The sequence below is a fragment of the Niabella terrae genome (genome assembly GCF_054783135.1).
The window spans coordinates 20857-43530 of sequence record NZ_BAAGRD010000039.1; the positions used below are offsets into that span (position 1 = coordinate 20857).

The following is a 22674-nucleotide window of genomic DNA, read 5'->3' on the forward strand; positions in this document are numbered from 1 at the left end:
ATAGTTATAAATTGACTTTTAGGCCTACCGCATATTTGGTGGATGGTGGTAACGTATCCGGAAATTCAGGATCTTTTACTTTCTTCTCGGCGCGCCATATTATGCCCGGGTTAGAAATACTCAGGTATACATTTACAGGAGCCTGTATTCTTCTGCCGATTCTGGAAAAGTTATAAGAAAGATTAATGAACTGAAATCGGATATGATCTGCCCGGGATACCGTAGCTTCCGACAGGGAGTAAAATGCCTCGGCCCGGTCATCGTTTGGATATCTGAGGGCCGGTATATTGGTAAACAGCTCATCGCCCGGCTTTTGCCACCTTTGTGCAAAATCACTATGACCATCACCCCGTTGAAATAAATTAGTGTAACTTATGGTTGGTCGTCGAAAATAATATCCCAGGTTGTAAACAATCGAAGCAGCGAGCGAAAAACCCTTCCACGAAATAGTATTAATAAAATTGCCAAAAAATTTCGGTGTAGCACGACCCGAAAATATCAGACTATCCGGGCTTTTTATCCTGGTCATCGCGGAATAATCAGTACTTAATACGCCATCGCTGTATCCCTGCGGACTGCCTTCCGTATCCAGTCCGCCCCAACGATAACTCAGGATGCCATAGGCAGGGTAGCCCAATAAAGGTGTAACCTGATTTCCACTGATGGGGCTAAAATTTTGCCCGGTTGTATAATAATAATCGGTAACCGTATTGCGAAAGTAGTTGAAGGCCAGACGGTTTGACCACTTAAATTTGCGATTTAAGATACGTGTTTTTAATACGAACTCAAACCCCGAGCCCTTCAATGAAGCTATATTCTTGACAATTACATTTTGGATTCCTACTGTGGAATAATCCAGTGGAGCAGATCCGTATAAATCAGTGGCTTTCTTTTGATAGTATTCTACACTACCGCTGATTCGACTTGCAGGACCGGCAAATTCCAGGGCGGCGTTAAAAGTGGCCACTTTCTCCCATCTGAGATCAGGATTATTAATTGAACTGATCCGGGCATAATCATATGGATATCCCCTATCTTCCGCATCAGAATATAGAATCAGGGGAACGGCCGTCTTCGAAGGATCGATATTGCCGCTATATCCAAAAGTAGTTCTGAACTTGAAAACCGGCATTTTGGCCTTATTCCAGAATGGCTCACCTGCGATATCCCATAACGCCCCTACAGACCATAGTGGCCGCCACTTATCATTCGTGTTCAGCCCGAATATATTCGAGCCATCCCTACGTGCGCTGCCTGAAATCGTATACCTCTTTTTAAATACATAGGATGCATTCGCGTAAAAGGAAAGAAATCGATTCGTCTTTTTAGTTATGGCGCTACCAGATAAAATTTCAGTTTTCGAGCCTGATGGCAATTTAGGATACCGCGTGAGGGGATCAATCAGCGAATACAGAAGTGGGTCTTCCGAATAACCATAACGAAAATTTTGACCGTCGGTTCTTGATACTACCTCTCTTATATCTCCACCTACAATTCCATTAACTTCATGCACGCCCCAGGTATGGTTTACATTAAGCTGTCCCCTGAGATTTTGAGAGGTTATATCTGCGTCGTCAAAAATATAGATTCCACCTAGTGGAACCGGCCGAACTACCTGTCCGGTCTCGTAGTTTATTTGCGTAAAAGAATTAATTGTACTTCTCGCACTATAGCTCAGTTCATCTTGAAGAAGCACGTCTTCATTTTCCTGTCGCTGATACTGGTAGTTGATGGCGAGATCAAGAAATGAGGCGATTTGATAGTCAAGATTTGCAATAGCTATTATCTCCTGCATTTTTGTCTTATTAAGAGAATGTTTATAGTCTTCTAAGGGATAGTATTTCCAGTCTAATAATAGTCCGCTCCCCGCCGTATCAGTATATGCACCCCGTAATCCGATATCCACCGCAATAGGATTACCTGATGCATCTGTGAAACTAAGATAGGGCACCATCCTACCGTCTATTTTGATACTATTATAAGTAGGGCGGCCGCTTTTTGTCCTGTTCTGGCCGTAGTTCACCTGGAATCCTAATTGCATTTTCTTGAATGGCTTATAGTTATTTGCCACCCTTATGTTAAAGCGGTCTGCTTTACTTCCCACAGCACTGATGTTTCTGTCGAAATTGATCGCCAATAAATAGTTCATCTGATCGCTTCCACCATCAACCGAAAGCGCATACTGTTGTAGTAAGGGATTATCATAAAAATACTTCAGGTACTCATCCTTACTGTCCCTCTGCAGTAAGTAATTAATTTTTAATGCGGAATCCTGAGCAGAAATTAGTCCTTCTCTACGTGCCAGGAACACTTCTACAGCTGGTGTTAATGCAGGGCGCGACCGGCTTCTTATTTTCGAGTTGAAGAAGCCATTATCAAATAAAAACTGCTCCGTCCTGATATAATCTTCTATTGTCATGTCCGGCAGACTATGCAAATCAGGCCGTTTGCTCGTAGTAACAGTAGCGTTCGCACTAATACGGATCTTTCGGTTAAAAGATGCCTTTTTAGTTGTAATAACCACTACGCCATTACCTGCACGTGCCCCCCAAATAGACGCAGCTGCGGCATCCTTTAATACAGTTATGTTTTCAATATCATTGGGGTTGATTGAATTCAGATCGCCCTCAAAAGGAAACCCGTCCAGTATAATCAGGACATTTTTTGATGCATTAAGTGTACTCACCCCCCTAACCATAATATCGTTCCGATTATCATTCTTGATCGAAAAGAGTATAGTCGCACTGGTCCCCTTCAATCGCTCCAGAATATTTTGGGACGTGTTCAAATTGAGCGTCTTATTATCAATTAACTCAAAGGAACCGGTGGCCCGCTCTTTATTAATTTTTTGATAACCTGTGCTCACCATCACTTCCTCCTCAGTATTATCACTTGAGAATACTGTTATCAGTAAAGTATCTGTCAAACTTTGAACCGTTACCGTAGTCCTGATTATACTGAGCCCGCTCACTGAAATTTTATCTCCGACACGCGCTTCTATGGAAAATTCCGAAGCTGCATTGGTATAAGTACCCGCCCCGCTTGTATTATTTATGACGGACATGGCCTCTGGTATAAACTCCATTTCGCCAGACATTAGTTTCCCATGAATGAGGCCTCGCGGTAAAGTATCCTGAATAATCTGGACCCCCACGGTTGCTCCGACACTATCGGGCAAACAAATAGCCGAGAATAGTGCAAACCAAAACAGTATCGCATGATTAAATATTTTAGTTGGTTTCATAATGCAAAAGAAATTTGGTTAAAAAAATTGACCGTTATTTCATTGTAATCACAATGTTGCTTTTATTAGCCACCGAAGTATCACGTCGCACCGTAATGTTCCAGTATCGTTCCAGATCCTGTCGCAGGTATTTTGCAAAATCCATGGCATGCGATTCCGGCAATATCAGCTCATAGCAAAAAAGTAAATTGCGGTTCCTATCCAATAAACCTTGCAGGGAATCTACATTACCCGCCAACCGAAAATTGTTGGTTTGAAAGTTCAGCATACCGGGGTATGCTCTATTCAAAAACACTTTAAGAGGTTGATTTACGAGGGCAACTCTCCGGATTTGCTGATCTGGAATCCTATAATTTATTTGTGATGCAATAATGCCGGGCTTATGAGTGGTGAACAGACTTCGATAGAGAAATTCTCCAGCAGCACCACCATTATTATTTACTAACAATGGCTCATGTGAGTTGTACGTAATATCTTCCTGCTTTACCGGAACATGGAGCGTTTGCCTTTTAATCACCGCAATGATGTTCTTTTCATTGAGTGCGCCGCCGTCTGTAATAGCTTTCACTACCCTGTGCTCGTCAATCCACACAACATGAGGCACAGTTGCATATGGAAAATATTGCTTAAGCAGGGTATCCTCATATATATAAGTTATGGGAAGTTTGGCTAGTGCGGGGAAACGGTTTAAATAATGTTTTGTAAAGTCTTTAAATGGTTGGGGTGTCACTGACAACACCTTCAGTTGTGATGAAAATTTTCTTTGAAAACTGTCCAGCTTCGGCATTGCCTCAATACATGGTCTGCAGAAAGTTGTCCAAAAGTCCAAAATCACTACCTTATCCTTAAAATCCGATAGCTTAGCACTTCGAGTAGGATAATTGGCGAGGTTATTTATTGTAATGTCCGGTACCGTATCTCCAACGGTTAGTGGTTTTATATAATTTTGGGCCTGCATATAATGGCATATCATTGCCAATACGCAAACCAGCGCAAGCTTAGTCATAAAGCAAATCGTTATAAATTAAGAAATGGAATTAGCAGCTATCGAGGGAATTGGTCAAATCCCCTGAAAGAAAAGGCATATTTCTTCATCGGTTAACTGTTGTTATACCGGCTTTTTTGGTTTACAGGCAAACAAAACAAATTGTGAAACATTCTGCCCATAGAAAACAGACCAAAAATGCCAAACAGCAATTGATATTATTAGGTGTAAGATGGTATGAGTATGCCTCGCTTTCATTAATTTTCTATCAAGCGAGCTTCATTATAAAGCGGGGTATGGGCCCCACCTCCTACCTACCATCCTGGTTGACAGCCGAGAATATAGATATTCAGTAAGGGCCCATACCCCTGAATGATTGCAAACTATGCAAGATTAAGGTGATATGGGCTTTAAAACTTACTGCTTCGAATTCTCGGCTGTCTTACTTAGGATGTCGAAGCTCCTGGGATTTAATTTAAATAATTGATTAACAATTCATTACATTAAAGTATTAGTTCATCTTAGATGTAAATTTAAAAAAAGAATTCTAAACAGCCAAATATTTACATCCAAAAGTACAATATATACATTCTTATAGTATCGTAAAAGACCTTAGTTGTGCAAATATTTGCTTCTCACAATTACAATGATCGGAAAAAAAATAAAAGAAATAGCAGAAAGCAGAGGGTTGAGCCAAGTTAAGGTTGGGAAACTTATCAATAGAACTAAACAGGCAGTGGCAAGCATTTATAAACGGTCGACTATTGAGGTGGATCTATTAATGCAATTATCCGAAAAATTGGACTATGATTTTTTTGCTGATTTGTACAACACATCCGGAATGTCAAAATTTAAAAAGGCTGAAATTGCAGGTTGGACCTCTAAAATTGACACAATAGAAAATTTTTTAAAGGAAAAGGAAGCATTGCTTCTTACTAAAACCGAACTCGTTGAAACGCAACGGAAGCTAATTGCCGAATTAGAGGGAAAATTAAAAAGGCGGGAAATAAACTAAGCTATTAATAACATATACTTCTTTACATACCAATGGATTCATCGCTGTCGAATCCATTTTTCTTCAAATTCTTGGTTGCTTTAATATCATCCCGAGATTTATGTGTAGTAGGAACCAGCTTCTCTGCAGCATAATCTTCCGTCAAGCTTAATCCATGGATTCCAGCGTATTTGGAGCACATTTTGGATAAATCGTAACGGTTAAAATAAACTTTATCTAAATAGAAGTATTCGGATAACGTTAATTTTTTAAAACCCAATATAGTAACTGAGCAACTTTTTCTACGGTTTGAGTAATAACAGCGGAAGGTGAACCGAGAAGACCCAACCTTTCTGAAAATAGTAAATCTTCACCCTTTAGCGCAGTAACAAACATTGTTCCAACCCGCTTCTCAGCCGTTTCACTTCCTCCGGGTTTTGTTAAACCAGTGATTCCAATATGAATCGAAGCCGGAATCAGTGTTTTCAAGCCCCGGGCAATAGCTTCAGTGACCTTCTGGGATTCAGGGGTGTATTTCTGTATCAGTTCGGGCGAAACTTGCAGTACGGATGATTTCAGGCCGGCATCATTGCAGACAAATCCACCTTTCAGTATCTCTCCCGCATCCGGCAGCAGCGAAAACCTGGCAGATGCGGCTCCTGCTGTAGCACTCTCCGCAAAAGCAATAGATAATTTCTTTTCCGCCAATAAGGCGCCACACATTTCTAACCAGGAACTTTCCATTGCTTGATATTATATATCTAGTATTAAAATAAATAATCCTCTTTGTACAGTTTATTCAGGGCTGATTCAATGTACTGTGATTGTCGTTGCTCCTTTCAAAGCTACACAAAATATAAGCTCCCATGTCGCCTAAATTTCCCGAAAGAAGACGGTAATTTCACCGCATGAACATTGCAGTCTTGTTAGAACAGGAACATTCCAAAAGCGCAACTGAAAGAATCGTCAGCTGGATTGGCGATCACCAGCAAAGATTTGACCAGTTGATGGAGCTTTTTTTGAATGGGGAGAATAGGATGGTGCAAAGAGCGGCTTGGCCGCTAAGTTATTGCGCCATTCAGCACCCTGAATTGATTAAAAAACATTACGGTTCTTTACTGAAACGGTTAAATGCTCCAGGCCAACCCAGCGCAGTTCCCAGAAATATCCTCCGTTTGCTGGACCAGGGACCTTTGCCTCCAAAAACGTTTCATGGGACGCTAATGGACAAATGCTTTTATTTTATCGAAGATCCCAACGCTCCCATCGCGGTAAAAGCATTTTCCCTGGGGATTCTATATAGGTTAACCACTATCTACCCGGAAATCGCGCCCGAACTGGTACTTATAATCGATACCCATTTTGAAAAATCCACGGCAGCGTTCCGGTCCAGGGCCCGGAAAATCAGAAAATCACTGTCCCAATAAACCATACCATTTTTAATCCCGAATTGCCGAAACAAAACCTTTCTATGGAACCCATAAAAACTATTGTTAAAATCCCCATAATGCCGGTTGGCTCAGTCAGAACCCATAAATTTGCCCCCTAAAAAGCATTGATAGTGAGAAGATTTCTGGTCCCTTTGGTAATTGTTTTGACTTTTGTTTCCTGCCAATCCGGCTCTTCCAAGAATAAAAAAGACAAACTGTTATCTGATCCCGACCATCCCTTTGGCCTTACTGAAGTGGAGAAAATGTCGGAAGCTGATATTGCGAGTTATAACACCCAGCTTAGTGATCTTTTCGACAGCATGCTTTTAAAAGGGAGCTTTAATGGTGGCATCCTGGTCGCCAAGGGGGGCAATATCCTTTACGAAAAATATGTAGGCTTCGAAAACCCCAATAAGCCGGAATTTCCGATTACCGACAGCACGGCCTTTCACCTGGCATCGACCAGTAAACCTTTCACCGGTATGGCTGTACTTCGGCTGGTTCAACAGGGAAAAATCGGGCTCAATGATAGCCTTAACACCTATTTTCCCGGCTTCCCTTATCCCGGTGTAACAGTCAAAACCCTGCTGACCCACCGTAGTGGCCTGCCCAATTACCTCTATTTTATGGAGGATAAAAAGAAGTGGCCGGAGCATCAATCCGTTCAAAATCAGGATGTTTTGGACTTTTTGATCAATTTCCAGCCAGACAGATCCTATCGTGCCGGAACAAGGTTCAGCTATTGCAATACCAATTTTGCCTTATTGGCACTATTACTGGAAAAGGTTACGAAACAACCGTATCCTCAATACATGAAAGATTCTATTTTCACACCCTTGGGGATGCACCATACCTTTGTATATACCCCGGAAAAATCCGGTCAGGTGATCCTGTCCTACCGCCCCTCAGGTGCGCTCTGGGAGCAGGATATCTTTGATGACACCTATGGGGATAAGAATATCTACAGTACACCCCGGGATCTGATGAAATGGGACGCGATGATGTACAATGATAATTTCCTGAGTGCAGCATGGAAGGATTCAGCATATACGCCTTACAGTAACGAAAGACCCTCCATCCATAATTATGGACTGGCCTGGCGCCTGCTGATGTTGCCCAACGGGAAAAAAGTTATTTACCACAATGGTAAATGGCATGGCTTTACACCGGCTTTCGCCCGTTTAACAGATGAAAAAGTGGTCATTATCATTGTCGGTAACCGGATGAATTACGGAATATACAAAGCAGCCCGCCAAGCCTATAATCTTTTTGGCGATTATATGAAAGATGGCCCTGGCGACGATGAAGAAGCTGCAGCAGGAACGAAAGCTGAAGCCGACAACACCCAATCGCGTTCCAAAGTGGCACCCGCAGCCAAAAGGACATCGACTAAAATCCCAGCAAAAGTCAAGAACAACAAAAAAACGTCAAGCCAGGTAAAAAAAGCTCCGGACAGAAAAAAAAGCCGGTAGAGATTTCAGGAAGACTGCCCAGTTCAACGCAATAAATAGAAAAGTCCGGGAGTCAAAAGATGTTTCATTAAACGTCAACACCTGGCCTATTTTGAGCATTCCTGGATTACAATGGGGCTAGCCCACCATCGGAAAGCCCGGCTAACCAGAGCGAAATATTCTCCCTCCTTTTATTTCGGGCCCTTTTAACAGCAGGTTTTTTACCTTTAGGTGGCTAGTAGCTCATTATGAAAGTCTTATCGGCCGCACAAATAAAGCAATGGGATGCTTTTACCATCAAAACAGAACCCGTCAGTTCACTGGACCTGATGGAACGGGCTGCGGCTGCCTGCAGCAAATGGCTGTTGGAGAAAATGCTGGCCCGACAGTACTATATTTTCTGTGGTAATGGCAATAACGGTGGCGATGGGCTGGCCATTGCCCGGCAATTACATCAGGCACATTGCCATGTCAGTGTCTATATATTGGGAAATGCCCCGGGAAGTGAAGATTTTCAGGCCAATCTGGAACATTTAAAGGCGGCAACCACCGTTCCTGTAAACATAATTGATAGTGAGAATGAGTTTCCTGAAATTCCTACTGGTACCGTACTCATCGATGCGCTATTTGGCACCGGGCTCAACAGGCCTTTGGAAGATCAGGCCGCGATGTTGGTGCAAAATATTAATGCAAGTCAACAAACGGTTGTTTCAATCGATATACCCAGCGGGATGCTATGCGACCACAGTTCTATCGGATTTCCCATTATCCGGGCTGATTATACGTTCAGCTTCCAGTGCATGAAACTAGCTTTCCTGGTAGCCGAAAACGAACCTTTTATCGGCCAGCTGCACCTGCTGGATATTAATTTGCATCCCGAATTCCTGGAACAAGTAGACTGCAAGCTCCAACTCATATCTGAAGCCCTCTATCAATCGATTTACCACCCCCGAAAGGCTTTCGCTCATAAAGGGAATTTTGGTCATGCCCTGATTATAGCCGGGAGTTATGGTAAAATGGGCGCCGCAATACTTAGTACCAAAGCCTGTCTCAAAAGCGGGGCTGGTCTGGTAACTGCCCATGTACCTGAGTGTGGCCTGGAAATCATGCAGATTTCGGCTCCGGAAGCCATGTGTAAAGTCGATAAGCAGTCACGCTACTTCAGTGGTGTGGATTATGATTTGCAACCTTATTCCGCAATTGGGATCGGTCCGGGCATTGATAAATTACCGGAAACCGCAAATGGACTTAAGGCGTTAATTTCAAGCTATCACAGGCCTTTAGTAATTGATGCAGACGGATTGAATATTCTTGCCGAGAACAAGGACTGGCTAACCGATTTACCTGAAAATACGATCCTCACCCCCCACCCTAAGGAATTTTCCCGGTTATTTGGCGATGGACTGAATGACTTCCAAAAAATAGAAACTGCACTGCAGAAAGCCAAAGAGTTGAAAATAGTAATTATCTTAAAAGGCCATCACAGCTTCATCGCTACTCCAGGCGGATTAGGGTACTTTAACACAACTGGGAATCCTGGAATGGCCACCGGAGGAAGCGGCGACGTTTTGACTGGAATATTAACTGGATTATTAGCTCAAGGATATTCCCCTATAAACACGGCAATAGCCGGTGTTTATTTGCATGGGTTGGCTGGAGATAGGGCTTCAAAAAGACTTGGGATGAACGCTATGCTTGCCGGAGATATTGTGGAAGCATTAGGATCAATTCAGATCGATCACTAAGAGATTTCGATTATTTTATTTTTTACTAAATCATCGACAAAAACGTCGATACTGTTTGTACGAAGGTGAATCTTATCGAATAGCTTTTTGCGCTCTGCGTATTCCCTTAAAAACTCGAATATGTCCTTTTCGCGGGACAATGCATAGTCAGTCTTCATCATCCATTCGGTCAAATCTTTATTAGATGAAAACTTCATAGTTTTTCCGTTCCTGTTCAAAAACGTTACTTTCATAGAGGCACTTTGAGTATAGTAATTTCAATAAGTGATATAAAATGTGTTAAATAAAAACTTAACTACCTTTCATTCAACTAGAAGCTGCCGATGGACATTCTCAATTGCACCGCCATCTTTAAATATATGCACATGAAAATTGTATAGAAGGCGTGCAAAATATTATATCCAAAATATTTTCTAGGAGCGATCAAATATATTGATAATTCCAGTGGTTCGAGTAGCTGAAATGTTAATAATGCTTTATATATCGCCTAATTCTCTCTTAGGAAGTCCCTTAAATACTCTGTGCGGTAATGTGGTTTTAGGATTGAAAATAGCCCATGCAGTTAAAAAAACAATCCATGCATCCACATTGAGGCTTTTATTCTTATTGTACCACATTTCTAGCTCTCCTTTATAAGGTGCAATAACCTTTGAATAATACTCAAACCTTTCCATTTTAGTCGCGCTCAACAATTCCTCTTCATCTCTGAAAATAACTGAACCAATTCCTGTAATCCCTGGAACCGACTCATAAATATGTTTCCTAACTTCTTCGGGATAAACATCAAAAGTTTTATCAACTAATGGTCGCGGGCCGACAAGACTCATATCACCATTTATCACGTTTAAAATTTGCGGCAGCTCATTTACTTTTGTCATTCGTAAAAACCCTCCGATAGGTAATAACCGCGGGTCTTTTCGGACTGTAATTAATCCTGTTCCTAAATTGGGACTATCTTTTAGCATAGTTGCAAACTTAAAAATATTGAATTTTCGATTTTTGTGTCCAATTCGTTCTTGACGATAGAATACATAATGCTCTCCAGTTAATAATAAAAGAATAACTATCGGTAGCATAAAAGGAAATAAAATCAAGAATACTATAACTGATACAATTAAATCAATAAATCGTTTAAAGAGCGGGTACATATCAATAATATTAACTAGTAATGAAAACTCAGAAAGTAAGCAATAATTCGACTTCTACATTTTTTGGTCAAGATTAGTCCCCGTCTCAATATGATTGAAATCCGGTATCATGGCATTTAATGCTGAAACTATGTCACTCTTAGTTGATCCCTTGTTCTCAAAAACTGCCTTCAAATTTTTGATGATATCCTCAAGCTCATCTACACTCCTAAATTTTCCATTAGTTACAATTCCAAGAGATTCAAACGTTTCCAAGTCAATTTTCTCATCTTCAGTATAAAACTCTTCATAAAGTTTCTCTCCACTTGTACTGCTTGGGAAAAAATAGACCGGATATTTACCATTCCTTATTTGATAAACGTTGTTTTTTGCTTCATCTTCGGAACCACAAACCAAAACATCGAAACCAATCTTTTTTAAAAATGGGCTTACGGCGCTTGCAAATGTCACTAAATCAGCATCTTTCAACTTAGGGAAAAAAATCTCCCCGGTTTTTCCTAATAAGCACGCACATAAGCAAATCTGACCCGCCTCTTCTGGAGAAACAAAAAAACGCTTTACGTCAGATGGACATGAAAGAGGCTGTTGCTTTAATACTCTTTCAACAAACCCAGCTAAAAGGCTTCCATTAGAGAACGCTACATTAGCAAACCGCGCAGTAGTAATTTTAATCTTTTTTGAATAAGATAAAATCAATTCTTCCATTAACTTTTTGCTCGCGCCCATGACATTTACTGGATTCGCTGCTTTATCAGTAGATACGCAAAAAAAATGTTTTGGGGGAGAAATTAATAGAGTATCCAATAGTGTTTTTGCTCGAATAACATTGTTCTCAATCATCGCTTCTATTGAGTAAATATCCTTTTCTGATCTTACGTGTTTGTGAGCAGCAAAATTTGCAACAATCTCAAATGGCCCTTCTCGTTCATAAATTTTGTTGAAGACCGAATCATTAAAGTTAACAGGGTATGTTTTAAAAACTCCGTTCAAATCTACTTCTTTTCGGCTTCGCAAATCACGGACTAGTTCCGTCAACCCATTCTCATTTATATCTACAACAATGATTTTAGCTGGTCGATATTTGACCACTGACCTTATGAATGATGAGCCGATTGTACCAGCACCTCCAATCACAAGAACGGTTTTTCCCCCAATTTCTTCCTTGAAGCGATCTTCATAAAACAAAATGTCCTGAGCAAATAAACTTTCTTTACGTTTCGTAATTTGGGATCCTACAAACTCATCGATGTTAAATAATATACTATTCATTAATGTACTAAATTTTAAATTGTTAAATCATTTCGTAAACCTTATCAAGAACCGAACTAGGTTCCCAACCAAGTTCTTTCACCGCCTTATCATCATTGAATGTCAAACTTGATGTTAGTTTCCTAATTTTTAAACTGTTAATTGGAAACCTCTCTCCGACTAGGTCACCAATTTTTCCCATTAGATAGCCAACAATGGTTGGAACAGTCTTGGGTTTCTTCTTGCCTAAGGCTAGTGCAATTTTTCTGCTTAACTCATCAAAATTCGGATGTCTCCTATCTGTTAAATTAAATATTCCACTAGTATATAACAATTTTGGTGCTAATTTGGCAACGTCCCCACCCCAAACTATACTTTTTCTTGCAGGAGACCCGCCTATATTTAAATATCTTCCTTTTTGAATGCCAAGTATCATCTGTCCTAAATTTCCTGGTGGCTTTGGCCCTGCAATCAATGGCAATCGCAAAATACTCACCTTTACTCGATTTTCGATAGCCCACTTTGTTAAAAATGATTCAGCTAATATTTTACTTTTGGCATAGGGCGTAGAACCATTAAGTGGAGTTTCCTCGTGAATCAAGTCCCCAGATTCTAACCCGTAAACCGCAACGGTACTCACAAAAACGAACGCAGTTGGCTTCTGATCTAATCCTTCTAGGGCTGAACAAAGATTTTTAGTCCCATTAAAATTGACATCGAAGAACAACTGGGCATCTTCCTTCGTCCTCGGAATACTATGCGCCTTTCCTGCAATATGTATCACCATGTCAATAGGTACCTTATTATTAAAACTAAATGGGGATACAATATCCACTCTATCCGAGTGTTCGTCCATCATTTCATTTAATAGGAATACTTTAAATCCATCATTCCTTAGAGATTCTAAAAATATCGAGCCTAGAAAACCGGAAGTCCCAGTTAATAATATAGTCATTACAATTGTATTATTTTTGTTTCTATCTCAGACCATATAACTTTTTCGTCATAATTTTTGGATATAAACTCTTTTCCTTTCCGCCCCATTTCCTCGGCCCTTTCACGATTTTTTAATAAAAACGAGATTTTGTTTGCAATATCAATTGGCTGATGAGTACAAAAAATTCCAGTTTCATTCTCCACAATGGAGTCAATACAGCCGGTCACTTTGGTGGTTAAAACCGGCAACTCCATTGCTGATGCTTCTAAGATAACTGTAGGAAACCCCTCTCGATGGGATGGGAGGATAAACATGTCCATTAAAGCATAGTAATCTCTCACATCCTCAATCAATCCGGTACAAATTATTGAGTTGTCATTAAAAATTGTATGTTGTATTTCATTTGAAAGGCCATCCCTTTCTTCCAACGGCCCTATTAAAAGCAACTTAAGGGGTTGCGTCTTTTGAATTAAAGTCCAAGCTTTTATAAGCTCTGGAATACCTTTATCGTTAACTAATCTCCCCACAAAACCGACAACGTAATCACCCGGATGTAACCCCAATTTAACTCTAATCTCATTCAAATGCACAGCAGATACTGAATTTCTAGAAAATCTAGATAAATTAACTCCGTTACAGGTCCCCCTCCCCAAAACCAAATTTTTTCGATTATCATTTAATTTATCCTTTTTAGATATTTCTTCAATGGATTTACTCACACAAACTACTTTTTGCGCAAAAAAACCAGTGACACGCTCGATAAATTTCAAAATAGATCGATTAAAACCAGTCGCTGTTTGATAGACCAAACCATGTCGGAAATATACACGTCTTTTATTTCTAGCAAGAAATGCTGCTAGCATCGCAATTAATCCGCCCTTAGGTGTATGACCTACAACTACATCTATTCGATTCTTTTTTATTGCTTTATACAATTTTAAAATAGCAATTATGTCCCCCCATAAATCAATTTTTCTTTTTATATCTATCGTTATGATTTCAAACTTTTTCTCTTGGGAATATTGGTTAAGATGAGTCGATAAGCTTGAAGCAACGTAAAATTTAACACCTTTGTTTCTGAAAAAATCAAATTGATCGCCAACGAAATAAGGCAACGAGAAGGAGACCGTAACAACATGTAACACCCGCAATTCCATCTATGAATTTATAATTGAACTGTAAAATGTATTTCGCCTTTCCCTTAAAAGTTCAGGTAAAAAGTTTTTAGATTTCATATAATTTATGTCAGAATATTTCTTAAACTCTTCAAATTTGTCTATAATCTCATATAGTTTTTCTACAATTGCATTAACGTCACCGCTTTCAAACAAGCAATTTTCATTTAATAGTTCCGGGATCCCCCCCACATTAGAACCTACACAAATTAAACGGCTCGCCATTGCTTCGATCATTGCACGTGGAAGTCCCTCGGTCAATGAAGGCATGACAAAAATATTATTCAATTCAAAAAATGTACATATTTCTTCATTTGGGACTGTTCCTAGAAAATTAATCTTGTCGGTAATACCAAGTTCACGCGTATCCTGAATATACTTTTCCAGCAATTTGCCACCGCCAATCCAAGTAAGTGAAAAATCTATTTGATCCTTGTTCAAAACGGACAAAGCTTCCAACAAAAATGAGACCCCTTTGTAAGGAAACTCAAGGCTGCCAACCCCAATTAAAGAAAGGACAGGTGAACAAAATATTTTTTGTTCATTCCTTAAAAATTTGCTGCTTAATTCAATGCTTGAATAATTAATAGTAAACCCATTCTCAAAGGGATATTGTCGTTGCAAATATCGTTCTGTAACATAAGCGATGCTGTGAGCATTCTTAACTACTTTCCGTAATTCCCACCTAGTTTTGACCGCAAGAAATTTAGAAATATAAGTCTGCTGGGTATTAAAAACTTCAAATGGGTCACCCACCAACTCAACTGAATAAGAAACTTCTGCACTTTGTAAAACCTTCGCTAACATATTTCCGATTGCTCCAGGAAGTCTAAGAAGAAAACTCGAACTGGAAAAATCACCGATAAGTTGCTTTAGACTTCTTAATAATTTCAAATAGCAAAATACACCTTCTAATAAGCCATGATAATAAGGCAATTTAAATACACTAATTCTATCGCTTTCCACATAGTTTTTTGATTCGACTATCGCAGCTGTATTAACACGCCCAGCTACAACAACTTCATCAAACACATCAAGATAGCGACTCCAAAATTTTGAGGCCCGAGTATTATCTATATTCACGATTCTCCCTTCACTATTGATGTCAAATCGCTTCTCAGTAGACACCACCAAAATCCTTCTACTCATTGATTTGTCCTTTTAAAATATTATACATAAAATCGCCAATCTCGTCAATACTGACAGAATGATTTACTTCTATACGGCCCTTTTTGCAGTTATTCAACCCTGCCTTAAGCACTGAGTACCATCGTCCTAGATAGTCTTCATAGGAGAGAACACCAACGCCCATAATAGCGTTAACACTGTAAATAATTCTTTGGTCGAACTCGTTAATTGTACTTCCAAGAATTTGAGAATATATCGCATTATTTTCATTAGTAATATTACTTCTATTACTACTTCTCTCGAGCCAATAAACCTCACTAGCTATCGATTCCTGACATATGCTTTTGTCGCCGAAAACCTCATAGGGAAGCGCCCATTTAATTTGAGGATTGCGATTTCTAAAATAGTTCATTAATACAGGAAATGGGCTTAACAACTTTTTAATCTTAGGTACAATTCTAGACAATTGTTTTGTAAAAAAAGCGGGTACCAAATTCGGTGATTTGGAAAACACCTCTGGGAACAATTTTTTATGATAAGGATACAAAACCATCGTTTTGGGAAAAGATAAAACATTGCCCTCTTTAGTTAATATAAACAAGTCATCGCCAATAACTTTAAAATTGTACTTTTTGACAAAATCATTTAAAATTGCAGTTTTGCCTACGCCACCCCAAGATGGGAACAATAAAGCCTTTCCTTCATAGCTTACTGCGGCGCCATGGACTAAAACCGCATCTTGCTTTAACAATGCAAGCTGAAAGCAATACACTAACCATTCAATAAATCTAAACTTAGTATTTAATAAAATCTCTTTATCCTTAATTACTACTTCAATACCATATCTAGAATCGATTATTGATTTTTCATTTGTGTAAATTCCATTTGAATATTCCCTATGAAGGCTTTTATCGATAGAGTTAACCTTATTAACCGAAATCTTAAAAGGTGAAGTACTAACTGAGCGTGTAGTATTAATTGAATTTAAAAAATCGTAAATTCGATTAGTATCTTCTAGTTCATCATCTATTTCAACAATTATCAAGTTATGAATATTAAATCTTTTCATGTTTATAAATTATAGTTTAAAATAGTTCACTTTCAAATTGACCAAATAAGATTTTATTATCAAATTTTTGTATCGCCCAATCTCTATATTTAAATTTCTCGACGAATCCCGGACTTTTCAAACATTTTTCAATGGTAGCTACAAACCCCTTTACATCCCGAATATCAAGCAAATGCTCATGAATCTCATTAGGGGTTGTTTCCAAAATAGGATCGATATTGGATGCCAAAATAGGAAGATCCGAAACCATAGCCTCGATTAAGGCATTCGGCTGACCTTCGATTCTCGAGGGAAATAAAAATAAATCAAACGCTTTCAATACATAAGGGACATCGGACCTATATCCCAACGAAAAAAAATTATCTCCTAAATAGGGCCACTTTTGTAGAACTATATCCTTAAATGACTCTGTATTTTTTCCGCAAAGAACAAATATTACATTATTATTCTTACGGCAAATAATTGATGCAACTTTTGCTATTAATTCATGGTTTTTAGAATGATCATATCTACCTACGTTTCCAATTATAAACCCATTTTCGGGAAGTTTCAACGCTCTCCTTACTTCAGCTTTATTTCTAATTTCCAAAAATGGCTTAGCATTCAACCCGTTGTAAATCACCTTAAATTTTCTACCATTTCCTCTCCATTCGGAATGAAATAAATTTAATGCCGCTTTTGAGTTTGATAAAATTTTAGTGGCAAATCGTTTAACCAAAAAATTCAAAAACTTATTGTAAGTCAATTTAGGTAGACTATTTTTGAACCTCACCCCGGCTCCCCGGTAAAAGGCAATTCTCCTTTTTATCTTAGCTATAGCAGCGATCAACAATATAATTCCGCTAAAATTTCCAGTAAAGTCACAAACAGTATGAAATTGGAAAACTTTAAAAGTTTTATATAATCGCAGTAGCGAAAAAATGTTCAAATATCCAACTTTCAGAGCTATTAATTCAATGTCCTTAATAGTTCTATATTTTGATTCAAGCTCCCCAAATTTACCGCTTTTACATATCACAACAGGCTGAAACTTATCGCTTTCAAATTCCAAAAAACGTAATAAATAATTCTCTATTCCACCTGAATTTAAGCCGGTAACAACAAAACAAATCTTAAGTTTACTCATCTATCTTTAAATTAGTTGCTATCCTCTTAAAACTGTTTGTCTTTGCAATAAAAAATTACATCTCAATATCAAGTAAATCCAAACGACTGATTTAAGAGAAAACAAAAAAGCCGATCGAGATATATAAATAGCTATTGGCACATACACAAACATAAAAATCAATAGGAAAAGGGAACCAGAGGCTTTTGCGTATAACTGCTTATCCAGCTTTCCCATTGTTAAACCAAACAAAAACATTCCAACAATGACTCCAAGAACTCCAAAATCACAATAAAAATCGCCTATTACAGACGTACCATCTCCGGATTTCGGATAATCCCCTTGTCGTATCCATGTAACAAGAGAAGCCGATCCAGCATATTTAGGACTATTGTCACTAAAAAGAATCGGGAAAAAAGTACTTATAAACGGTATCGATGCAAGTACGTATGTAAATTGAAACCTCCCATAAAAATAATCATGATTATCGGGAATGTATGAAACTGCTATATTGAGGGTACGCACTGAATTTGCCAATTCAAGAGTGGGAGGCAAAAAACTTTCCTGACGATAATATCGGTTCGAACCATTCAAACTAATTTCAAGCTTTTCTAAAAATGAATGTGACGGATCTTTAATGCTTCGAATTGCGCCTAAAGTAGTAATTGCAATAGCTGCACCGCCGATCATTATTAGCGCCATAATTATACGGAGCTTCGATTTAGTAATATAAAAAAATCCCGTCAAAAAGGTCAACATGACAGTTATGAGGGGGCCTCTGTCGCCGCTCAACAAAACACTTATCAAATAAATCGCAACCATCAAAGAAAACCAAGTCCCTTGATACTTAATGAACTTCCAAAATGATCCTATGACTACATTTTCTACCTTAATATTTATACAGTTCTGAATGACAACTGAAGTAAGAAGCAGAGTAAAAAAAAGAATAGCATATGTCGCAGTGGCACCCATTTCAACCCTACCGTAAGCACCAGCAAGATAAAGCGGATTAACAGTTAGAAAAAACACTAGTAACGAAATCAAAGCCAAAATCTTCATGATATTCGTATTTCTATAAGTTTCCAATATATTATGGGTTTTCTTCGCTTCTAAACTCACCACATTCTTTGACTTAATAATAGTGGCGCCTAATAAAAAAGAGTTAAGACCAATTACGGATAAAATAACTCCTTTCGTAACCACAGTATTGTCAGCCCATAAAAATTTATCATTATACGAAACATTACCCAACAAATAATCAATAATAACTTGGAATGATACTATGCACAAACCTAAAATAGCGAATATCGTTGGCCGAAAAAAATTTCCTTTCAACCTAAAATCTCTCTCTCTATCTGTACTATATATTAAAAGCGATGTTAAAGCAACGGATAATAATATAATTAAATGTTGCCTGTCCATAGCACTATCAATATTAATTGTATATAACACTACTAATATTGAGATAACAGATATATAGTAAACTTTCCTAATCACCGTTATGAGACTACCTTAAAAAATGATAAATTGATAAATTTTTCAGATCTCCACTAAACCAATCATCTGGAAAGCCGCCGACAGAAGTAGCAACATCATATACACCAGGGCCATCTACCCTAAACTTGGCAGGGCTCTTCCCATCAATCGTTATTTCAAAATAAGTCAAATCATATTCAATCTTGATATGTTGCCATCTATCTGGATGAATATAAACGTTGGTATTGAAGCTCTTTAAGCCTGACTTCTTCGTAAAACTGGATAAAACAACTTGACCATCATGTAACCCAATATCTAGAGAACCAAATTGTCCAGAACGATTCGCAAGTACAGTCTGATTACCCTGTTTTTGTTTTGGCCTAATATCAAATTCCACGGTAAAACCTGACAATCGTGGAATTACGCCTTGAGGCAGAGAAATATGCTCGCCCTTACCATTAAACCTTAAATAATAGGATGATGCCGACTTAACCCATTCAGGATATAAATCATTTTGTCGAAGACGACCCATGTTTCCAATTTCATTAAAAAAAGGTGAATCGTCCCCAGCTCTCCCCCCTCCAAAACCCGTAGCCAAAGAACTATGTCCACCTAAAATGCCCCAACTTGACCTGCTGTAGCTAGATTTTAAAATAGATCCCGAATTATTTTCAAACTGATAATTAATTTCAGGCACCCAATCTTTACAAATATCAAGAACTACTGGTTTACGTTTGGATTCAGAGTAGACTATTATTTTTTGCCTCTCCAACGAATTGGAATTAGGTATAATAACATTCGATCTGTACATTTTTCCGCTGATTCCAATAGCTTGTAACTGATATATAGGAAACTTTCCCTTAGCTCGAATCTTAACTCGGAACTTGGAGTAATCCTTATTGATAAGTTCTTCCGGAACAACGTCTTCACTGTTGCATAAACTAAAGACAAGATTAAATCCGCCTTTCCCTTCTATTCCATATATTTCGTTCTGTAAAAGCTGACGAACTGATAGTTCCCCTGTATAAATGCCAGGTAACTTGATCTTAAAAATAGCATTTAAAGCCTGCTTTTTCGGAATTCGAAAGTAAGTCCATTGTGGCCAGATTGAAGCTCCTTGACGATTAAAACTTAATTTGTTCTCCAAAAAAGTCAAACTACCTTTTCCCAAAACATTATTCCCAATACGTGGTTCAATTTTATTTATGCCTTGAACTGTAATTGATCCTGCCAAAGGAACCCTCAATGATGATGTATTTAAAGAACTCCAAGCTAATTTCACAACAAGCGATGTCGTATCATATTCAGCGGAATAAGAATAAACGACTTGATTATTCTCTAACAATTCAACAAATGCCAATTTTTCATTGGCGTCTAGTTCAGCATTTACTTCATATTCGTTGTTCCATTCTAAATTTTTTTCAATTTTAAAATTTGATATTTTGCATACTAATATATCTCTAATATTTTGCTTCACCCATTTGTAATCCCAGTTCGTCGTTGCATTAAGATAAATCGGTTGAAGCCCCTTTTCTATCTCCTCCTTTATCACATTACCATAATAAATTGTAATGATCGGCTTTAAAATTTGATAACTCGAATAGTTTTCTGTTGGCAATTCGACTAAATTACTACTCAATTTAGTTGAGGTGAATGACATTTTTTCACCTCTAAACACAACTTTGCCTTTGGAATCTAAAAATGAGACAATTACACTATAATTTCTTCTAATTGTTCCATCAGGAATATTAAGAAGTTCAAATTTCAAATCTTCTCCTAAGGTCAATATCTTTCTATAAGAAATATTGAGATTTGGTAAATCAGATTCTTCGCTTTGAAAAGGACGCTGATCTTCCCCTTTTAACACCGAAGAATAAAAGCGCATTAACCTCAAGGACGTAAGCCCATTATATACAGTTGGACGTAAACTAGTATTTTCGTTTTGTTCGTCCCATTCCGGAATAATGATTAAATCAGGATTGAAGTTAATTGAGGCTTCCAAAGATTGTCTAAAGGTCAAAGTCCCGTTACTGTTCAACGTGAAACCGAATCTAGTGCAATTTTCGTGACCTAGCGTAGCAGAAAGAGCTAACAATTTATTTCCAAACTCTTCCTCATTCATAACTTCACTATACAATTTCAAAATAAAATTCCTATAACCATCCACATCGAAATTTCGATCTTCATCAATTAAAACTGCTACGTTTCCAAAATATAAGCCATCAGATATTCTTAACCAATTTCGTAGATAATTCTTTATTTGGATTTCATCCTTGGAGGAAACTTGATTTTTTTTATATAATCGAAGCCATGTGCCCCACCCCTTTCCCGCGGGTTTAGCAATCGCTGGTAGAAAATAAAAACTCTCGCCATACTTATCTTTGAGATATCTTATATCCTTACTCCATTGTTTAAAATCATTTGAATTTACATCAACGTTGTAGGAGGTTAATACAATTTTATCATCGATTTTGAACACCGTATGACTTTGCAAAGCACGTTTTAAAAGATCCTCTTTCGACTTTAGGTCCCCACCACTATAAAATTGTGGCAGCATAAAAAATCCTTTTTTACTATTTCTATCAGATATATCAAAAAAATCAAAACGTTTAGCGGTCTGAGGAAAAAATGCTAAGCCATCAAGTCCATATGAAACGACTACATCCCGCATTCTCTGAAATGAAGCATCAGACATCAGATCATTTTCTCGTAGTCCTTTATCTAATTCTGGGTTTAAATATAAAGGCCTGTCAACCCATTTATCAAGATAATCTCTCCTGCCTAAACTATAAATTAGTTGAGCCTGGGAAAATATAAATGTTCTAGAAGTTTTTCTAACATAGGCATTATTTGAATAACAACTTGCAGCAAAAATTTGCAAAGTCGCTAAGGACAGCAGACATTTTACCAATATTTTTTTAGCAATTCTTCCTATTTGAATGACATTTTCCATAAAATAATTTAATGTATTTCAATCTCTGAAATACTAAATTGAAGGCGCTTAATGCGTCAAATAATCCTTCTTTATAAACACACTGTCATCAGTTTCAACTATTTTCTTCCTCTTCTGAGCCGGGTTTAATCCTTTTGTTTTTAAATTATACTTCTGCATCTTTTCCCGATAATTGTCGAAGTCCCCAATTATCACTGCGGGATTCCCTCCTATAATACAATTATCGGGTACACTTTTTGTAACTACTGACCCTGCCGCTATTATAACATTGTCACCAATAGAAACTCCCGGCATTATCAATGAGCAGCTTCCAATATATACGTTATTTCCAACAATTATTTTACCAAAACTATCAAAATCTGGCTGCTGCAAACGCAGTACCCAGCCACCGCCATGTGTAAAAAATCTCACACCACTCGTAATTTGCACATGGTTCCCCAATGTTACTAAGTATGGCTCAGAACCAAAACTGACATCCCCAATCCAACAATTATTGCCAACCTTTACTCCCAAAGATCTAGCGTACTTCAGTGAAGTATCGAACTGTTTTTTAAAAAGCCGAAAAATCTTCTGTATCATATCTGAC

The 22674-nt window shown here is 38.1% G+C and carries 17 protein-coding genes; 4 read left to right on the forward strand and 13 right to left on the reverse strand.

Annotated elements, in window-relative coordinates; translation table 11 throughout:
• Positions 1-4: 4 nt before the first annotated feature.
• Together ACYVI9_RS16705 and ACYVI9_RS16710 are read right to left on the reverse strand one after the other, a co-directional pair.
• Positions 5-3085 (reverse strand): SusC/RagA family TonB-linked outer membrane protein, encoded by a 3081-nt coding sequence (locus ACYVI9_RS16705; RefSeq protein ID WP_460766844.1) that lies wholly within the window; start codon positions 3083-3085, stop codon positions 5-7.
• Between the two features lie 193 nt (positions 3086-3278).
• Positions 3279-4250, reverse strand: a complete 972-nt coding sequence (locus ACYVI9_RS16710) for a TlpA family protein disulfide reductase (RefSeq protein WP_460766846.1) — start codon at positions 4248-4250, stop codon at positions 3279-3281.
• A gap of 625 nt (positions 4251-4875) precedes the next feature.
• Here ACYVI9_RS16710 and ACYVI9_RS16715 point away from each other — a divergent pair.
• Positions 4876-5244, forward strand: coding sequence for a hypothetical protein (locus ACYVI9_RS16715; protein WP_460766848.1), 369 nt, complete (start codon positions 4876-4878; stop codon positions 5242-5244).
• 240 nt (positions 5245-5484) lie between these two features.
• Here ACYVI9_RS16715 and ACYVI9_RS16720 read toward each other — a convergent pair whose 3' ends face one another.
• A complete protein-coding gene (locus ACYVI9_RS16720; protein ID WP_460766850.1) occupies positions 5485-5967 on the reverse strand; it encodes a CinA family protein in 483 nt (160 codons plus the stop codon).
• Positions 5968-6131: 164 nt separating this feature from the next.
• Between ACYVI9_RS16720 and ACYVI9_RS16725 the strand changes: the two genes are divergently transcribed.
• The 3 genes from ACYVI9_RS16725 to ACYVI9_RS16735 all read left to right on the forward strand — a co-directional run bounded on the left by ACYVI9_RS16725 (position 6132) and on the right by ACYVI9_RS16735 (position 9849).
• Positions 6132-6650 (forward strand): hypothetical protein, encoded by a 519-nt coding sequence (locus tag ACYVI9_RS16725; protein WP_460766851.1) that lies wholly within the window; start codon positions 6132-6134, stop codon positions 6648-6650.
• Positions 6651-6784: 134 nt separating this feature from the next.
• Complete coding sequence (locus ACYVI9_RS16730; RefSeq protein WP_460766853.1) at positions 6785-8125, forward strand: serine hydrolase domain-containing protein; 1341 nt, start codon at positions 6785-6787, stop codon at positions 8123-8125.
• Positions 8126-8352: 227 nt separating this feature from the next.
• A complete protein-coding gene (locus ACYVI9_RS16735) occupies positions 8353-9849 on the forward strand; it encodes an NAD(P)H-hydrate dehydratase (protein WP_460766854.1) in 1497 nt (498 codons plus the stop codon).
• Positions 9850-10325: 476 nt separating this feature from the next.
• Here ACYVI9_RS16735 and ACYVI9_RS16740 read toward each other — a convergent pair whose 3' ends face one another.
• The 10 genes from ACYVI9_RS16740 to ACYVI9_RS16785 are packed head-to-tail and all read right to left on the reverse strand — an operon-like array spanning position 10326 to position 22667.
• Positions 10326-10997 (reverse strand): sugar transferase, encoded by a 672-nt coding sequence (locus tag ACYVI9_RS16740; RefSeq protein ID WP_460766855.1) that lies wholly within the window; start codon positions 10995-10997, stop codon positions 10326-10328.
• Between the two features lie 54 nt (positions 10998-11051).
• Positions 11052-12266 carry a polysaccharide biosynthesis protein gene (locus ACYVI9_RS16745; protein ID WP_460766857.1) on the reverse strand — a complete coding sequence of 405 codons (1215 nt, stop codon included), beginning with the start codon at positions 12264-12266 and terminating at the stop codon, positions 11052-11054.
• A gap of 22 nt (positions 12267-12288) precedes the next feature.
• Complete coding sequence (locus ACYVI9_RS16750; RefSeq protein WP_460766859.1) at positions 12289-13200, reverse strand: NAD-dependent epimerase/dehydratase family protein; 912 nt, start codon at positions 13198-13200, stop codon at positions 12289-12291.
• Positions 13200-14339, reverse strand: a complete 1140-nt coding sequence (locus tag ACYVI9_RS16755) for a glycosyltransferase family 4 protein (protein WP_460766861.1) — start codon at positions 14337-14339, stop codon at positions 13200-13202. Before ACYVI9_RS16755 ends, ACYVI9_RS16750 begins: the two co-directional genes overlap by 1 nt.
• A complete protein-coding gene (locus tag ACYVI9_RS16760; protein ID WP_460766864.1) occupies positions 14340-15506 on the reverse strand; it encodes a glycosyltransferase family 4 protein in 1167 nt (388 codons plus the stop codon).
• Complete coding sequence (locus ACYVI9_RS16765) at positions 15499-16554, reverse strand: hypothetical protein (RefSeq protein WP_460766865.1); 1056 nt, start codon at positions 16552-16554, stop codon at positions 15499-15501. Before ACYVI9_RS16765 ends, ACYVI9_RS16760 begins: the two co-directional genes overlap by 8 nt.
• A gap of 16 nt (positions 16555-16570) precedes the next feature.
• Positions 16571-17680: a glycosyltransferase gene (locus ACYVI9_RS16770; RefSeq protein ID WP_460766867.1), complete on the reverse strand. Its 1110-nt coding sequence runs from the start codon at positions 17678-17680 to the stop codon at positions 16571-16573.
• An 18-nt stretch (positions 17681-17698) separates the two neighbouring features.
• Entirely contained in the window at positions 17699-19156 is a 1458-nt protein-coding gene (wzy, locus tag ACYVI9_RS16775) for an O-antigen polysaccharide polymerase Wzy (protein ID WP_460766870.1), read from the reverse strand.
• A gap of 10 nt (positions 19157-19166) precedes the next feature.
• On the reverse strand, positions 19167-22088 hold the full coding sequence (locus tag ACYVI9_RS16780; RefSeq protein ID WP_460766872.1) for a laminin G domain-containing protein: 2922 nt from the start codon (positions 22086-22088) through the stop codon (positions 19167-19169).
• Positions 22089-22136: 48 nt separating this feature from the next.
• Complete coding sequence (locus ACYVI9_RS16785; protein ID WP_460766875.1) at positions 22137-22667, reverse strand: acyltransferase; 531 nt, start codon at positions 22665-22667, stop codon at positions 22137-22139.
• Positions 22668-22674 lie beyond the last annotated feature (7 nt).

Excerpts from the sequence above, each read along its gene's own strand:
- ACYVI9_RS16750 (WP_460766859.1), bottom strand. The coding sequence starts at position 13,200 with ATGACTATATTATTAACTGGGACTTCCGGTTTTCTAGGCTCGATATTT.
- ACYVI9_RS16735 (WP_460766854.1), top strand. The coding sequence starts at position 8,353 with ATGAAAGTCTTATCGGCCGCACAAATAAAGCAATGGGATGCTTTTACC.
- ACYVI9_RS16780 (WP_460766872.1), bottom strand. The coding sequence starts at position 22,088 with ATGGAAAATGTCATTCAAATAGGAAGAATTGCTAAAAAAATATTGGTA.
- ACYVI9_RS16745 (WP_460766857.1), bottom strand. The coding sequence starts at position 12,266 with ATGAATAGTATATTATTTAACATCGATGAGTTTGTAGGATCCCAAATT.
- ACYVI9_RS16710 (WP_460766846.1), bottom strand. The coding sequence starts at position 4,250 with ATGACTAAGCTTGCGCTGGTTTGCGTATTGGCAATGATATGCCATTAT.
- ACYVI9_RS16760 (WP_460766864.1), bottom strand. The coding sequence starts at position 15,506 with ATGAGTAGAAGGATTTTGGTGGTGTCTACTGAGAAGCGATTTGACATC.
- ACYVI9_RS16725 (WP_460766851.1), top strand. The coding sequence starts at position 6,132 with ATGAACATTGCAGTCTTGTTAGAACAGGAACATTCCAAAAGCGCAACT.
- ACYVI9_RS16755 (WP_460766861.1), bottom strand. The coding sequence starts at position 14,339 with ATGGAATTGCGGGTGTTACATGTTGTTACGGTCTCCTTCTCGTTGCCT.
- ACYVI9_RS16785 (WP_460766875.1), bottom strand. The coding sequence starts at position 22,667 with ATGATACAGAAGATTTTTCGGCTTTTTAAAAAACAGTTCGATACTTCA.
- ACYVI9_RS16705 (WP_460766844.1), bottom strand. The coding sequence starts at position 3,085 with ATGGAGTTTATACCAGAGGCCATGTCCGTCATAAATAATACAAGCGGG.
- ACYVI9_RS16765 (WP_460766865.1), bottom strand. The coding sequence starts at position 16,554 with ATGAAAAGATTTAATATTCATAACTTGATAATTGTTGAAATAGATGAT.
- ACYVI9_RS16720 (WP_460766850.1), bottom strand. The coding sequence starts at position 5,967 with ATGGAAAGTTCCTGGTTAGAAATGTGTGGCGCCTTATTGGCGGAAAAG.
- ACYVI9_RS16770 (WP_460766867.1), bottom strand. The coding sequence starts at position 17,680 with ATGAGTAAACTTAAGATTTGTTTTGTTGTTACCGGCTTAAATTCAGGT.
- ACYVI9_RS16740 (WP_460766855.1), bottom strand. The coding sequence starts at position 10,997 with ATGTACCCGCTCTTTAAACGATTTATTGATTTAATTGTATCAGTTATA.
- ACYVI9_RS16715 (WP_460766848.1), top strand. The coding sequence starts at position 4,876 with ATGATCGGAAAAAAAATAAAAGAAATAGCAGAAAGCAGAGGGTTGAGC.